Consider the following 14,902-nt stretch of genomic DNA (forward strand, 5'->3'; position numbering starts at 1 on the left):
AATCCACATACGTAAAGCTTCATGATTCATCCCTAATGATTGTGCAATGCTTTTGACTCCCTCAGTACCACGCTGATACCTACGAATGGCCTCCAATTTCTCATCTAAACTGAATTTAGGCAAAAAAACTGCACCTCCATTGTTAGTCGTGTCTAACAAATGGGGTGCAGTTCATTTAGCGTCTGCTTTTCATTTGGACAGAGGAAGTGTGCTCAGTCATCTTAGTTCTGGCCTGTTCACCAGGCTTGAGCCCCAGCTTCTGTTCCCATTTTTCATAAAATATAATAGCCGCCTGCATGAAGATGCCAGGAAGCTTCCGGCTTCGAATGAAATGATGAACGCCGACGGCACAACCTGCACCAATAAGCGCACCTGCCAAAATATCCGAGGGATAATGCACTCCGGTCCACACGCGGGATACTGCGATGAGTACAGCCAAGATAACCCAGAGGATACGAAATTTTTGATGATGAAGCCATAAAATTGTAGCCAGAGCAAACGATCCAAGGGCATGGTTACTCGGGAATGAAGCATTAGGATCATGATGAATAAGCTGAATGACTGAATGTCCGACAAAAGGCCGATCTCTGTAAAACAAATGTCCAAGGCCCCAACTAATTACAAAGCCGATACAAACCGTTATGACGGCTTCTAAAACCATCATCCGATGCGGCATTTTAAAAGTGAACCAGTACATCAGCAAAGCCACTCCGAAAAAATACGGTGCATATTGCGCCAAGAAAAGCATGGTTCCATTCAAAAAGGCGAGGGAATTAGCCAGTTCATTGATCCAGTGAAATAAAGCATAGTCTACATTAATTAACATGAATAAATTACTCCTTAACATCAAAAAATTGAATAACAAAGTTATATTATAGAGCGACTACACGGATAAAAGCTTAAAATCAAATAAAAAATGAATGTCATTTCCATTACTCATTTGTTTTTTCTATAGAAAATAGGTGGTTTTGCGATGGAAAAGTCGGTGCTGGTTATTGATGATGAAGAGAAGATATCCAGATTGCTTCAGTTGGAGTTATCCCATGAAGGATATGCAGTTGAAATCGCACAGACGGGCAGAGAAGGATTGGAAAAAGCTCTAGCTGGTAAATGGGATATCATCATTCTGGATGTAATGCTGCCGGAGATGAACGGGGTCGAGGTGCTAAAGCAGATTCGACAAGTGGACAATCATACACCAGTAATTATGGTCACTGCACGTAACACGACTCCTGATAAGGTTTCAGGTCTGGATGAAGGTGCCAATGATTACATTACGAAGCCTTTTGAGATCGAGGAGTTATTAGCGCGGATGCGGGCCAGTATGAGGCATCAAATGGAGCCAACAGCTACCACTTTACAGGAAGAGGATAAGCCGCCGTCTAGGCTCCAAGTGGACAGCTTGGTGTTGGAACGCAAGACACGGTTAGTGGTGCGGGAGGGCAATCGAATCGAACTGACGCCAAAAGAATATGATCTGCTTCTCTATCTGATGGAGCACAAAAATCAGGTATTGCAGCGGGATCAAATGATTCAGGACGTGTGGGGGTTTGATTTTGTCGGTGATACGAATGTCGTAGATGTGTATATCCGGTATGTTCGCAAAAAAATTGATCATGGATACAAAAAGAAATTGATAAAAACCGTGCGCGGCGTTGGGTACTGCATCCGGGAGGAAGACTAGTGAAGCTTCGGACCAAAATAACCCTGCTCAGTTCTATTTTAGTGATGTCGATACTCCTGTTTGTGGATGTTACAGTTCACCTATTGTTCGTCAAAATCGCTACGCGAAATGAAAGAGAAGTGCTGCAAAATAAATGGACTGAAATCATTGCCGAAACAGGACCCACGATGATCCTAAAGAATGCATGGGGCCCCAAACTGAAAGATGAGCTTTCTGGAGACACCACTCTGAGAGTGTTTGATCAGCAATCCCGACTTCTGTATGAAGTAAGTCGCCAGTCCCGCTTTAAGCTGGGCGATATACGTTTTAACACTTCACAAAGTTCTCAACTGACAGATGTACAGGGTCATAAAATTCTGGTAATCCACCTCCCTGTGCTTTCTCCAGAGGGTAATCAGAAGGGGACCCTGGAGATTGTAGAAAAATGGGATGCACTCGAAACCAATCTCGATATTTTAAATACGATCCTCATCACATCCACTGTAGGGGCTATGTTGCTAAGTTTGGTAGGGAGCACGATTTTGGCGAATGCGATATTGCTACCGATTTCAAGTAGTATTCAAACGATGCAGGAAATAGAAAGAAGCTTGAAATTCAAAAAAATCCCCGTTGGTGGTCACAATCAAGATGAATTGTCCCAAATGACCACTACTTTTAACCGAATGATGGAGAGATTAGAAGAAAGCTTTCAGAGTCAGCAGCAGTTTGTTTCAGATGCCTCACATGAGCTGAATACGACACTTATGATTATTGAGGGCTATGCCAACATGCTGCGGCGGTGGGGTACACGTGATGAGGAGATTCGTAAGGAATCCATTGAGTCGATCTATGAAGAAACTCAGCGAATGCGTACGATGACACAGCAGTTGCTGACTCTTGCCTCCTCACAGCAGAAAGATCCTGAGCCGCATGAGCGGATCGAAATGATCGGTTGTTGTCAACAGGTAGTAGCGCATCTCAAGCCTGTACATGATCGTCAAATTTCTATTTTAACAGAAGAGAAAGAAATTTGGCTGGATGCCAACCTGACGAAAATGAAGCAGTTGCTAGTGATCCTGCTGGATAATGCATTAAAATACAGCACGGATGAGATCGAAATAGGGTTATCTACAGATGAAAAGGATGTCTATATCCAGGTTAAGGATTATGGGATCGGAATACCTGAGGGCGAGATCAAGCGGGTCTTTGAACGATTTTATCGGGTAGATAGCTCCAGACATCGTAAAACAGGAGGAACCGGGCTGGGGCTGCCAATTGCCAAGGCAATTACAGATGCTCATCAGGGTACGATACGCATGGAGAGCGTAGAAGGAGAAGGAACGGTAGTCATCGTCACGCTGCCCCAAAGACAACGGGAAAGGCTGTCCCTCCAGTAGAAATATCTACTCGCGGAACAGCCCTTTTTATTGTTACTTGTAAGTTAAGCATTCGGTGGATGGAAATCATCTGAAATTTATGCTAAAGGACACGACGTGCTGTTGTATAATTGCGACTCCACCATCCCGAATTTAGATCTGTAACCGTTACGCCGCCTTTACCATACGTATGCAGAATTTTGCCGTTCCCCATGTAAATGGCTACATGATGAATTGGCGCATAGAAAAAGACCAAATCGCCTTTTTTCAGCTGGCTACGCGGTACGAAAGTGCCAACAGTTGATTGCTGTCTGGAAGATCGCGGAAGCTTGATGCCATTTTGTGCAAATACATATTGAGTGAATGAAGAGCAGTCAAAAGAGCTTGTACTGCCAGCTGGGGCTCCATGTTGATAACGCACGCCCATATACTGGGAGCCTTTAGAAATAATCCGATCAGCTTTACTTGCCGAAGCGGCATGAGTGGTGGCTGGTCCAACGACGAAGCTCCCTGCGCTCAATGCCAAAGTCATAGTAAAGCAAATACCCATCCACAATTTTTTAGAAGTACGTTTCATATATAAATTCCTCCGTTATTCGTATTGTGTTGATGTCCTGAAATGACAATAACACAAATAAAATGTCCGGAATTTACCACTCATAGTTACAAACCTGTTACCCCAACGCTTTGTCCTCATTTATTAGAAAACGATGAGAATTTCCTCCTTAATTTTGGCTTGACAAAATGTATAGATTCCACTTATAGATAGGCTCGTATGACAAAAATCGACTTGCAGTCGATTGGCACAAGCAATCACGCAAAATATACATACCTATATACTACAATTTACCTGTACGGGAGTATGTTCTGATTCCCGTTGACATTGTAAGGATCACACCGTATTTCCGGTCAGGAAGGGGAATTCGTATGGCTTCAAAGCAGAATAAAGCACTCAAAAAACCACGTCTAACCATTGTTCAGGTCATTTCCAACTATCCCGATGCACAGCCGGTACCCTCCAACAAAGGCGGAACGGAAAAGGTCGTGTATGAATTAACTGAGGAATTGGTGAGACGAGGACATCATGTATCTCTTTTTGCCGCCCGTGGGAGCAGGAGCAGTGCGCGGTTGATTCCCTATCCCAAGGGGTTGAAACATAGTCAGATCCCCCAATATGTACTCCGGCATATGCCTTCCGACACACATATCATTCATGATCATACCTTTCGTTCTTCTGTAGGGCGTAGGAAGCTGCCTTGTCCATCAGTTTGCACCGTTCATCTTCCAGTGAAGAGACACGGTAAAAACCCAGTATATGTAAGTAAACGAGCGCGCCAGCTGATGGGCAGGGGCAAAGGTTTTTATATCTATAACGGTATCAACACACATGAATACGAGTTCAGCAGTGAGAAGCGTGGCTACTTGCTGTTCATGGGCAGAATCATTCGAGATAAAGGTGTATTGGAGGCCATTCAGGTTGCAGAACGAACAGGAAAAAAACTGCTTATTGCAGGTCCTATCAAAGCACCAGAATTTTTCCGTAAAGAGATTCAGAAACGAATTCAGCGCAATCCGAATATACGCTATGTGGGGGCAGTTGGAGGCGATCAGAAACAGAAGTTGCTGAAACATGCAGAATGTCTGTTGTTTCCGACACTGTGGGAAGAGCCATTCGGACTTGTCATGGTTGAAGCCATGGCTTGTGGAACACCGGTGCTGGCATTAAAAAATGGCTCCGTCCCCGAGGTATTATCGGGCTTTCCGCAGTTGATTTGCAAATCGGTTAGCCAAATGGCACGAAAAGCACAGCAAAAGAACTACCCGTCACCAGCGAAGCTGCGTTTGTATGTGACTCAAAGATTTACCAACAAACAGATGACCAGTAACTACTTAAGATTATACCGTGAAATCATCCGTCGGCGAGAACAGAAGAGAGGACAACGGCAGCCTATACGGAGGTGAAGGAGATGCAGGTCAAACGATATATGCTCGGAAAGGGCTCTTGGGCAACTCCTTATTATATAGTTACAGGGGGACAGAAAGGTCCGTGTGTGATGGTGGTGGCGGGAATACATGGTAAAGAAATAGCAAGCATACGAGCTGCTGAGAAATTGGTAAAGCTTTTGAATCAGCAAAAACTGCGATTTAGCCATGGTAAGCTTATAATTGTACCGATTGTAAATCAAGAGGCTTACCGCAAACGGATTAGAGGAATACCTGATCTTAATCGAACCTTTCCGCGCAAAAAAAAGCAGCTGGCAACACAACCACTTTCCGCTGCTCTATTCAAATTAACACAAAAGCATCAACCTGAATGGTATCTCGACTTGCATGAGGCCAACGGATTGTCACAAAAGGATGCCAAGGTGCTTGGTCAAACGCTAATCTCCAATAAGGCCAATCCCGTGGTTCCTACGGTTCGTCGGATTATTAAGCGAATGAATCGCTCCATCCAGGTGAGCAACCGACATTTCAACATTCGGTTGCATGAGCTTCCAGGTTCCTCCCGCACTGCTGCAGCCCGTATTTTAGGTGCACGCGCGGTTACCGTGGAGACGGGTTGGAGCCTGCCCAAGAAAGTACGCATACACTATCAGTTGGAGATCGTCCAGCATTTTTTAAAAGAAGCCGGAATAGTCAAAGACAACGAGGTATATTTATCTGCCAAGGTTAGAACGGTTACCTCAAGAAAATATGGCACCACAAAATAAAATCGCTTCTGGAGCAAGGATTTTTTCACCTTGCTCAGAAGCGATTTTTTATGTGCGACCTTCGTTCAGAATCCGTGGTGTGCTGATATTATATCTATGTGTTGTCAGGCTTCTGATTTATAGAAGGCGTTCACTAAGCTGTTCCCCAGACGTACCTCAATTAGCTCCAGTGGTGTATCCAGATCGGCACGGATCGTGTGATACGTATCGACCGGAATGCTAAATACAGAACCGCTTGCTGCAGCAAAACGTTCTCCGTTCAGCATGACCTCTCCCCGGCCGGACACGATCGTCCATACTTTAAGTCCACTGCCGTGAATACGGCCATTCAAGCGGTGATCTGGCAGTACCGTCAGCCGTATGGCCAGTATATCGTTCAGACTCCGATGATCAAATTCGTCCAGCAATCGGTAACTGCCCCAAGAGGTTTCGCCATGCTTGGGATGTAGTTGAAGTTTGCCTAGCTGGTCCTTGATCGCGTGAGCATGGCTCTTGGAAGCGATGAGAATGCCGTCGGGGCTCGCAGCTGCAATAATATCTTCTACACCAATGACATGAAGTGGATAGGGCAACTCATTGACGATGTACGTGCCATGAGTTTGGCCACTGATCTGTCCACGCCCGATCACTTGGCTATTTAGCTGCTCTGTTAGAGCCTGCCAGTTGCCGATGTCGTGCCATTCGCCATCGTAGGGCAGGACGATGGCATGTTCGGCTCGCTCTGCAATCTCCTCGTCGAAACTGCGAACCGGGAGGCCATCATACATTGCGCATAATGCTTTATCGTTCAGCGGCAAATAACTTCGCTCCATACAGGAGAGCATATACCGTAATGTAAAAGCGTAAATACCACAGTTCCACAGCGCACCCTGATGAATAAGCTGCTGTGCCCCGGAATGATCCGGCTTTTCTGTGAAGCGAGCAACTTGCGCATAAGAAGGTTTCCCTTCCCGTATCATTTGCAGACCCGGAACGACATAGCCGTATTGGTCGGAGGGATGAGTGGGCCTTGTCCCAAGCATAGCCAAATCGGCTCCGCTCTCAAGCAATAAGCCGGAGAGCGCTGCTATGCTATGGAAGAAATCCTCCCCTGCAAACATGTCCGCTGGAGCAATGCAGAGAACTTCATCCAGCCCCATGCCTCTGGTGTGAAAATAAGCAGCCGCCAGTGCAGCCGCGGTGAAGGTTCCCCGTTTGGCAGGCTCGCCCAAAACGGGCAGACGACCTTCTGTATGGCGAAAGGCTAGATTTACCTGGCTTCGATGAGCCAGAAGCAGGGCAGAGGAATCCAGCCCGGCTAAGATAAGCTGACGGTACACCCGGCCGAGCATAGATTCCTTTCGCCCGTCAGGGGCGGGCAACAACTGGAGAAACAGCTTCGACCGGATTTCGTTGGATAGTGGCCATAGCCGTTTTCCAGCACCACCGCATAACAATACGATGCGCACGGACGTTTCCTCCTTCAATGCAGATCCATTTGGATTGCATCATTTTGCAGGATTTTAAGAACTATTTTAGCGATGATTCAATCTTTGTTTTTGGAGCAAGCTGGTACACCTTGCGTTGATGAAAAGATAAGGAACGATAGCTCTTGGCCAAGACACCCAATTGTTTTTGCGACAGGGAAGAAGCCCGACTATGAAGCGCTTTATTCAATGACTTGCGCAAAATCATCTGAGAAGGCTTATTGCTGTATAAATAGTTGGCATACGTTTCATATTCGGAAAACCCAAACTGTTTTGTCCGGTTTATACTTTGGATAATCGCATTGTACCAAGGTTTTCCATGTCGGGCCTCGATAACTTGCTTGAGCTGGATGAGCCGCGCTTTTTCAAAAAGCATATAGTGAGTGACAAAGGATTTTGGTGAGGGTGCTTTAACGCCAATCAGCTTGTGGTAGGTGCGAAAATACTCAGGCTGGCTCCAGCTGCGGTAGTAAAAAATCGTTTTTCCGTCTTTACGGAACGTATGTGGACGAATCAAAATCGTGTCCGCGTCAATGACGAGAAAAAAAGAGGCTTTACTGATTTTGTCGCCATTCATTTTGAGTAATTGTTGATACAGCCAGCCTGAGCGGTCCCAGCGCGTTGTCCCGTAATGAATATGTTTTTTGGTGATGGGCAGCACTGTTTTTTCGTCAATAAATGTACATTTCTTGTTTGCGCACAGACGGCGAATCCCGGTGCTTTGCGGTGAGACGATATAAATAGTTCCAATTCGGTGCTGCACGTGACGGCGCAGACTGTCAATCACCAGCGGTAGTGTGGCAAGATCTTTATCAATTGCTGGAATCAGAACATCGATTGTAAGGGAACCCTTCCGTGGCCCATCCGATTGCGCTGACATGTCATTCACTCCCTATATGTGCAAATATACGCTCCCAGCGTCTCCCCATATCGTATGCTTGGACAGGCGCTTTCGACCGGGCAAGGTCAAACGTCCATTTCTATGCAGGACAGGGCTGATGAAGCTTCGAATGGGGAGTTAGCGCATACGATAGATTGATCTTTTTTAACAGGAGCGTTCTACCTGAGAGTAGAGAGGAGAGGGGCAAGTGAATTCTTCACAAGCGCAGGCGTTGCGCAGCAAATGGCATAAAACCCAATTGTTGCTCCAGCATGGCAGCATTAAGCCGTATGTACCTGAAACTCGCAAATATAATAAAGCAAATTTGAAATCAATGCTGGAGAAGTACGGTATGGTCTATGTAAAACCCGAGCGAGGTACCTTTGGTAAAGGTGTAATGAGAGTAGAGCAGGAGACCGGCCAGCGTTTCGCCTATCAATATGAGGAAACGCGCCAAGAATTCAAACATTTGGATGCACTATATATCAGCCTATCGAAACATACGGGGAAGAAAAGTTATCTCATTCAAAAGGGAATCCATTTACTACGCCATCAAATGCGTTATTTTGATATTCGGGTCATGGTGCAGCGTAATGAAAAAGGGCTATGGGAGTCTACCGGAATTATTGGACGTCTTGGTCATCCCCGTAAAATCGTGACCAACTATCATAGTGGTGGTAAGCCGATGGCCTTGGAGCAGTTACTAAAATCCCATTTATCGCAAAGCAAGCAGGCGGAGCTGGTTAAGAAACTAAATGAACTGGGTCTTACTATCGCCAAACAACTGCAAAAAACATATCCGAAATTCCGGCAAATTGGTGTGGACATTGGACTGGATCATCGCTTTATCCCGTGGATTATTGAGGTGAATACGAAGCCGGACCCATATATTTTTAACCAATTAACAGATAAGTCCATGTACCGTAAAGTGTTAAGCTATTGGCGACTGGCTAATGAAAAAAGGAAGGTCACCGTCCCAAGCAAAGATACAAATAAAGATAAAAATAAAGACAAGAATAAAGACAAGAGTAAAGATAAAATAAGAATGTAATTAAAGATTCTAAAAAACAAAAAATATCTTGACTAAAGGATTACATTTTTAAACTCGCCAAGTCCCCAATTGTTTGCGTATAAGTACGATTTGTCCGCTATGATATGCATCGTGCAGCGTCCACCGCGATAATTCAGCACCGAGAGTGTCGGAGCCGAGAGGCTTATCCAGATCAGCATCATTCAGAGCAGTAATGGCGACAAGCAGTTGGTTTACAAGAGCTTCCGCTTCTTTCAGCGTCTCCTGCCATCTTTCATGGTCTTCAGCATCCCCTGGCGGCCCGAATGTTTCATCGTTGCTTATTCCAGTTGAACTTATAGGGCGGTCAGTTAAACGTCTCAAAATACGCTCATTGTAATAATTAATGTGACGAACCGTTTGCCAAATCGTGTTTCCTCCACCTGGTGGTGTCCAAGTGGCCTCCTGTGTATTCACACCGTGAAGTGCTGCGGCAAGAGGAACAATCCATTCTTCCTTATCCCATGAATTTTCTCTTTGCAATACCAGCATATTTACTCGATCTCGGCTCACCTAACCCAACTCCTTTTGTAGGTATGTAACTAGCTAAACATAGGATAAATCGTTACAATTAACAATGTAGCATGACAAATTAAGATTTGCAACCAGTTAAAATGATTTTAGTGGTTACAGACGGTGGAGGAACTCTTTTGAATACACTTTGGACTGATTTTGTAAACAGCGAATGGCACGATTGGAGGGGGAGCGGACGTTCAGAAGATCGTTTGTTGAAGCCCGAATGGCAAAATGAATTTCTTATGCGGTGGCAATTTACCGCTTCGGTCCCAGCCAGTGCGGAAGATATTGAAGAAATGCAAATTCTCCGGCGGGAATTACGTAGCTTCGCTGAGCACCTGACTTCTGGCGGACAAATAACAGCTGATCTGGTAGATATGATTAACCGAAAGATGATGGAAGAGGGGCCGGTCACTCGCTTATTAAAGCAACAGGATGAGCATTTCAGCATTGTGCTGGAACCCGTGGCAAATGGTTGGAAAAAAGTGCTGGCAGAGGTTGTAGCCGATTTTGCTCAGGCACTTGTCAATAGCGGCGGCTCTAGAATTCGTATTTGCGATAATATCGATTGCCGATGGGTATTTTACGATGATACCCGAAATCGGTCAAAGCGATTTTGCGACGATAAGATGTGTGGTAATTTGATAAAGGTACGCCGTTTTCGCGAGCGTAAGAAAAAGTAGATGGAGCAAGAGAATTTACATGAGCAGTACATGTTGAGCCCACTCCTATAGGAACAATGGAGTGGGCTATTTAAAATTGAACAACCTGTGACCCTGTGCTATGCTTACATAAAAGAGGAGCTAGCCGTACTAACGATGATCTTTACTATGCGTATAAACATCTGATGATACGATGAATAGAAAGGGTGTACAGCCATGAATTCTGTCATTGAACTTAATAATGTAAGCTGGAAGAGAGATAACCGTACCATACTGGATCAAATCAATTGGCAGGTAGCTGAGGGGGAGCACTGGGCTGTACTCGGCTTGAATGGATCAGGTAAAACAACGATGCTCAATATGATTAACGGTTACATATGGCCAACCACAGGTAGTGTCGGTGTATTGGGGCATACCTTTGGAGATGTGGATCTGAGGGAGCTGCGCAAATCTATTGGTTGGGTCAGTTCCTCTTTACAGGAAAGAATTAATGGGAGTCAGCGTACGCAGGATGTTGTCATTAGCGGCAAATTTGCCTCCATTGGACTTTATGATCAGACGACGGATACAGAGTATGAACAGGCCGTTCAGCTTATGACGCAACTGGGGTGTGCTCATCTCGTGGATCGGTTGTATCAGGGATGCTCACAGGGAGAAAAGCAAAAAGTGCTTATCGCCCGTGCATTAATGGCCTCGCCCAAGCTACTGATTTTGGACGAGGCGTGTAATGGTTTGGACTTTTTCTCCCGGGAAGCATTGCTGGATAGCATTCGCCAGTTATCGGAGTCGCAGGCTTCGCCGAATTTACTGTATGTTACACATCATATCGAAGAAATTCTACCGATGTACACGCATACGATTCTAATCCGCCGGGGCACGGTATTTGCCAAAGGTAAAACGAATGATATTCTAAGCAGTGAAACGCTTAGTGCTTTTTTTGAAACGCCTGTGCAAGTAGAATGGAGACAGAATCGTGCTTGGCTCTCTATGGTGTAGAGAGTCTTTTTTTCTCGCTAACCTGCTACCAACATAATCAAAATAGGCAATATCAGGAATGAGGCAAGCGTGCTCCACAGGATGCAGGTGGAAACCAGTTTTGGCGATGCATTAAATTTTTCTGCTAAAATGACAGCATTCACAGCAACCGGCATCGAGGCCAGAATGAAGAGAACGGAGAACAAAAGGCCTGAAATTCCCAGTATCAGCATAGCAAGACAAGCCGCAAGCGGGGAGATCAGTAGCCGAATTGTTAGTCCGGCGTAGCTGGCTTTTTTAATAGACGACTCCAGCTTGAATATTTTTACATAAGCCATCTGGGTACCAAGAATCGCCAGCACGACCGGAGAATAAGCGGCAGCAATCATCGAGACGCCTGACTGAATCCCTGAGGGAAGATGCCAGTCCAGCAACCGCAGTCCCATGGCGAGTAGAGCTGCATAGATCGCAGGAAGTGAAAACACCGAATTAACAGCACTTTGAACAGAAAATTCAGAGCGGGCTGCAAAGTAAACGCCAATGGTATTGACCATGATTATCTGGATGACGACATACACGGAGGCTTTATCCAGACCGAGCTGCCCAAAGGCAAGTAAAATAAGGGGCAGGCCATAATTTGCACTATTGGTCAGCGTGGAGATTAAGGTAAGTCCAGCCGTTTCCGGAGTGCTCAGTCTAAAGATTTTCCCCGCTAATTGTGCAATTCCCCACAACAGCAGCAGGTTCAGTATTGAAAAAGCGGCAGTCTGCGCTACATCATGCCAAGAAAGCTGTGCTTTGAGTAGCGTGTCCAGAATCATGGCGGGGCTTAAAAAATATAAATACAAAGTCGAGAGCGGTTTCGTTTCCAGCTTCATGAATTTTCCGAGTAAAAATCCGGCGATCACTGGAATGGACAGCGGAACGATAACGGATAATAGAGTTGAAAGTACGATTTGTATCATGAATTCCACCCATCCTTTCTGTAATGACATTTTCCATTATAAGGCGCTACTTTCGAGCCCGTCCAAGATGAAAACACAATCAAGGTCATAGGTATATACTATGAAGCCTTCGACACTTATTGTGAAAACAATAAAAGGGATGCCCTATTAGCCGTTTATCATGGCTGTGGGCATCCCTTTTATTATAATGAACCAATGATACTGCCGATTTATGCAGTAGCGACGGTTTCCGCTTTGGTTCGGCAATCATCAGAGCAATAGTGCTGATGCTGTTCTTCGCAATCCGGACATACGATATGCTGGAGATTGCACACCGGGCAGTTGATATAATGATCGCTTGGCGTTTCACAATGGAAGCACTTGCCGACAATGATGTCTTCATCCGTATGATTGATCGGAATGGAGATTCGTTCGTCAAATACGTAGCATTTACCGTCAAACAAACGTCCTTGTACTTCCGGGTCCTTGCTGTAAGTCACAATGCCGCCATCCAACTGGCCTACATCGTTAAACCCTTCTTTGATCAGAAGACCGGACAACTTTTCGCAACGGATACCTCCGGTGCAGTACGTCAGGATTTTTTTGTCTTTGAACTGAGTCATATTGTCGCGAATCCATTGTGGAAATTCACGGAACGATTCGACTTCAGGGCGAATAGCCCCGCGGAAATGACCGATGTCATATTCATAATCATTACGTCCGTCCAGAACAACTACATCTTCATCTTGAAGCTGTTCATAAAACTCCTTTGGTGACAGCCGCTTACCGCTAATTACATTAGGGTCCAGTTCATCCTCATGACGCAGCGTAACTAGCTCCTGACGATGGCGTACAAATATTTTCTTGAACGCATGACCGTCAGACTCATCTATTTTAATAACAATATCGTGGAATTTCGGATTGGCGCGCAAATCACGCATATATTGCTCCGTTTGCTCTACTGTACCAGACAGTGTTCCGTTGATTCCTTCTGCAGCAATCAAGATTCTTCCCTTGACGCCAAGCTCCTTGCAGTAAGCCAGATGCTCTGCCGTAAAGGTGGCAGGATCTTCTATGTTGACATATTTGTAAAACAACAAAATTCGATAAGCATGTTCACACACGTAAAATCACCCTCTGATTCAAGTCAAAGTTTTTTAACAAGCAATTTTAAATGTACCACATTCTTTAAGTTAGTCAACTTAAATGTATAAAAAGTGGAAATGGAAAAGATGACGAGCGACAAAAGTAAGGGTTTACATTATAATAGTAACGTAGTAATGAGGGGATTTCTGGTAGCAGGGTGAGTTTTACTAGATGAAAGGATGAATGAAATGAAACATCTTTTGACAGCGCATACACCACCTATGGGGTGGAATAGCTGGGATTGCTACGGTGCAGCAGTACGGGAAGAGGAAGTACGGGGAAATGCTCAATATATGGCGGAGCACCTGAAGGAATATGGTTGGGAATATGTCGTGGTGGATATTCAGTGGTATGAGTCAGGAGCAGTTTCTTCACAGTATCGCCCGTTCGTCCCATTGGAAATGGATTCATTTTCACGTCTTATTCCAGCGGTGAATCGTTTTCCTTCGGCAGCAGATGGACGAGGCTTCCAAGCTCTTGCGGAATATGTACACAGTCTGGGATTGAAATTTGGTATACATATGATGAGAGGCATCTCCCGTTAGGCGGTGCACCAGGATACCCCGATTTTGGGAACCACAGCCACGGCGAGACAAATTGCGCATCCCAACTCTATTTGTCCCTGGAACACAGATATGTATGGGGTAGATGCATCCAAGGAAGGCGCACAGGAGTACTATAATTCGTTGTTTGACCTGTATGCGGAATGGGGTGTGGATTTTGTCAAAGTAGATGACATTGCTGCATCACGTCTCTATGGTATTCATTTGGCGGAAATTGAATTGATTAGGCGGGCTATCGCCCAATGCGGACGTCCGTTGGTGCTGAGTCTATCACCTGGTCCTGCACCGCTGGAGCATGCATCTGATTTAATTGCAAACGCGAATATGTGGCGTATGACTGATGACTTCTGGGATGTATGGCCTTTACTGTATGGTATGTTTGAGCGCTGCGAGAAGTGGGCGGAACATGTAGGTCCGGGTCACTGGCCGGATTGCGACATGCTGCCACTAGGTCATCTGGGTATTCGTTCGGTAGATTCGGTGGATTCCGGCAGCCATGACCGATGGACACGCTTTACGAAGGATGAGCAGCTAACGATGATGACCTTGTGGAGCATTTTCCGGTCTCCACTGATGTTCGGGGGAGAGCTGCGGGATAATGATGCATGGACCCTTTCCTTGGTAACGAATGAAGAAGTGTTAAATGCCCATCGCAACGGTTTGAATGCGCGGCAGGTGTACAGAAAGGATGAACATATCGTTTGGACTTCACATAACGGGGAAGGTCATGTATACGCAGCTTTGTTTAATGCTGGAGATCAGGCTTCAAAGGTGCGTGTATCCTTAAAAGACCTTGGTATTGAAGGACAGGCAAATGCCAGAGATTTGTGGAATCATGTAGATTTAGGTGTTTTAACACAAGAACTGTCCGCAGATTTACCTCCTCACGGAGCAGCTCTATTTATTTTGAAATAGAGGATTTTGCAAAAAT

The 14,902-nt window shown here is 45.3% G+C and carries 15 protein-coding genes and 1 pseudogene; 8 read left to right on the plus strand and 8 right to left on the minus strand.

Translation table 11 applies throughout. The features are described 5' to 3' along the window. Both WA407_RS26820 and WA407_RS22955 read right to left on the minus strand, forming a co-directional pair. Positions 1-159 (minus strand): transposase (locus tag WA407_RS26820; RefSeq protein WP_442952052.1); only part of this gene is annotated, 159 nt, incomplete at its 3' end. A 16-nt stretch (positions 160-175) separates the two neighbouring features. Beyond that, on the minus strand, positions 176-826 hold the full coding sequence (locus tag WA407_RS22955; protein ID WP_336078459.1) for an undecaprenyl-diphosphatase: 651 nt from the start codon (positions 824-826) through the stop codon (positions 176-178). Between the two features lie 147 nt (positions 827-973). Between WA407_RS22955 and WA407_RS22960 the strand changes: the two genes are divergently transcribed. Together WA407_RS22960 and WA407_RS22965 are read left to right on the plus strand one after the other, a co-directional pair. After that, the gene (locus tag WA407_RS22960) at positions 974-1,684 is read left to right on the plus strand and encodes a response regulator transcription factor (RefSeq protein ID WP_336078460.1); all 711 of its coding nucleotides are present in this window, start codon (positions 974-976) and stop codon (positions 1,682-1,684) included. Beyond that, positions 1,684-3,060, plus strand: coding sequence for a sensor histidine kinase (locus tag WA407_RS22965; protein WP_336078461.1), 1,377 nt, complete (start codon positions 1,684-1,686; stop codon positions 3,058-3,060). The genes WA407_RS22960 and WA407_RS22965 overlap by 1 nt, the downstream gene beginning before the upstream one ends. An 82-nt stretch (positions 3,061-3,142) precedes the next feature. Here WA407_RS22965 and WA407_RS22970 read toward each other — a convergent pair whose 3' ends face one another. Then, a complete protein-coding gene (locus tag WA407_RS22970) occupies positions 3,143-3,616 on the minus strand; it encodes a C40 family peptidase (RefSeq protein ID WP_061830140.1) in 474 nt (157 codons plus the stop codon). Positions 3,617-3,966: 350 nt separating this feature from the next. Here WA407_RS22970 and WA407_RS22975 point away from each other — a divergent pair, with 350 nt between their 5' ends. Together WA407_RS22975 and WA407_RS22980 are read left to right on the plus strand one after the other, a co-directional pair. Continuing rightward, on the plus strand, positions 3,967-5,001 hold the full coding sequence (locus WA407_RS22975; protein ID WP_336078462.1) for a glycosyltransferase family 4 protein: 1,035 nt from the start codon (positions 3,967-3,969) through the stop codon (positions 4,999-5,001). A gap of 5 nt (positions 5,002-5,006) precedes the next feature. After that, positions 5,007-5,750, plus strand: a complete 744-nt coding sequence (locus WA407_RS22980) for a succinylglutamate desuccinylase/aspartoacylase family protein (protein ID WP_254330156.1) — start codon at positions 5,007-5,009, stop codon at positions 5,748-5,750. A gap of 104 nt (positions 5,751-5,854) precedes the next feature. On the opposite strand, the gene WA407_RS22985 is transcribed toward WA407_RS22980, so the two are convergent. Next, entirely contained in the window at positions 5,855-7,198 is a 1,344-nt protein-coding gene (locus tag WA407_RS22985) for a sugar phosphate nucleotidyltransferase (protein ID WP_336078463.1), read from the minus strand. A 61-nt stretch (positions 7,199-7,259) separates the two neighbouring features. After that, entirely contained in the window at positions 7,260-8,096 is an 837-nt protein-coding gene (locus WA407_RS22990; RefSeq protein ID WP_254330160.1) for a DUF6492 family protein, read from the minus strand. Between the two features lie 208 nt (positions 8,097-8,304). Between WA407_RS22990 and WA407_RS22995 the strand changes: the two genes are divergently transcribed. After that, positions 8,305-9,147, plus strand: coding sequence for a YheC/YheD family protein (locus WA407_RS22995; protein ID WP_336078464.1), 843 nt, complete (start codon positions 8,305-8,307; stop codon positions 9,145-9,147). Positions 9,148-9,195: 48 nt separating this feature from the next. Here WA407_RS22995 and WA407_RS23000 read toward each other — a convergent pair whose 3' ends face one another. After that, complete coding sequence (locus WA407_RS23000; protein ID WP_336078465.1) at positions 9,196-9,678, minus strand: DinB family protein; 483 nt, start codon at positions 9,676-9,678, stop codon at positions 9,196-9,198. 137 nt (positions 9,679-9,815) lie between these two features. Between WA407_RS23000 and WA407_RS23005 the strand changes: the two genes are divergently transcribed. Together WA407_RS23005 and WA407_RS23010 are read left to right on the plus strand one after the other, a co-directional pair. Then, positions 9,816-10,364, plus strand: a complete 549-nt coding sequence (locus WA407_RS23005) for a CGNR zinc finger domain-containing protein (protein WP_235306307.1) — start codon at positions 9,816-9,818, stop codon at positions 10,362-10,364. Positions 10,365-10,559: 195 nt separating this feature from the next. Continuing rightward, positions 10,560-11,339, plus strand: a complete 780-nt coding sequence (locus WA407_RS23010; protein WP_235306306.1) for an ABC transporter ATP-binding protein — start codon at positions 10,560-10,562, stop codon at positions 11,337-11,339. A 17-nt stretch (positions 11,340-11,356) separates the two neighbouring features. Here WA407_RS23010 and WA407_RS23015 read toward each other — a convergent pair whose 3' ends face one another. Together WA407_RS23015 and trhO are read right to left on the minus strand one after the other, a co-directional pair. Beyond that, entirely contained in the window at positions 11,357-12,283 is a 927-nt protein-coding gene (locus tag WA407_RS23015) for an AEC family transporter (RefSeq protein ID WP_336078512.1), read from the minus strand. Positions 12,284-12,492: 209 nt separating this feature from the next. Beyond that, positions 12,493-13,386: an oxygen-dependent tRNA uridine(34) hydroxylase TrhO gene (trhO, locus tag WA407_RS23020; RefSeq protein WP_235306304.1), complete on the minus strand. Its 894-nt coding sequence runs from the start codon at positions 13,384-13,386 to the stop codon at positions 12,493-12,495. A gap of 210 nt (positions 13,387-13,596) precedes the next feature. Between trhO and WA407_RS23025 the strand changes: the two are divergent. After that, positions 13,597-14,886 (plus strand): annotated as a pseudogene (locus WA407_RS23025) (glycoside hydrolase family 27 protein). Positions 14,887-14,902 lie beyond the last annotated feature (16 nt).

The sequence above is a fragment of the Paenibacillus sp. 203 genome (assembly GCF_037027525.1).
Taxonomy (GTDB): Bacteria; Bacillota; Bacilli; order Paenibacillales; family Paenibacillaceae; genus Paenibacillus; species Paenibacillus polymyxa_B.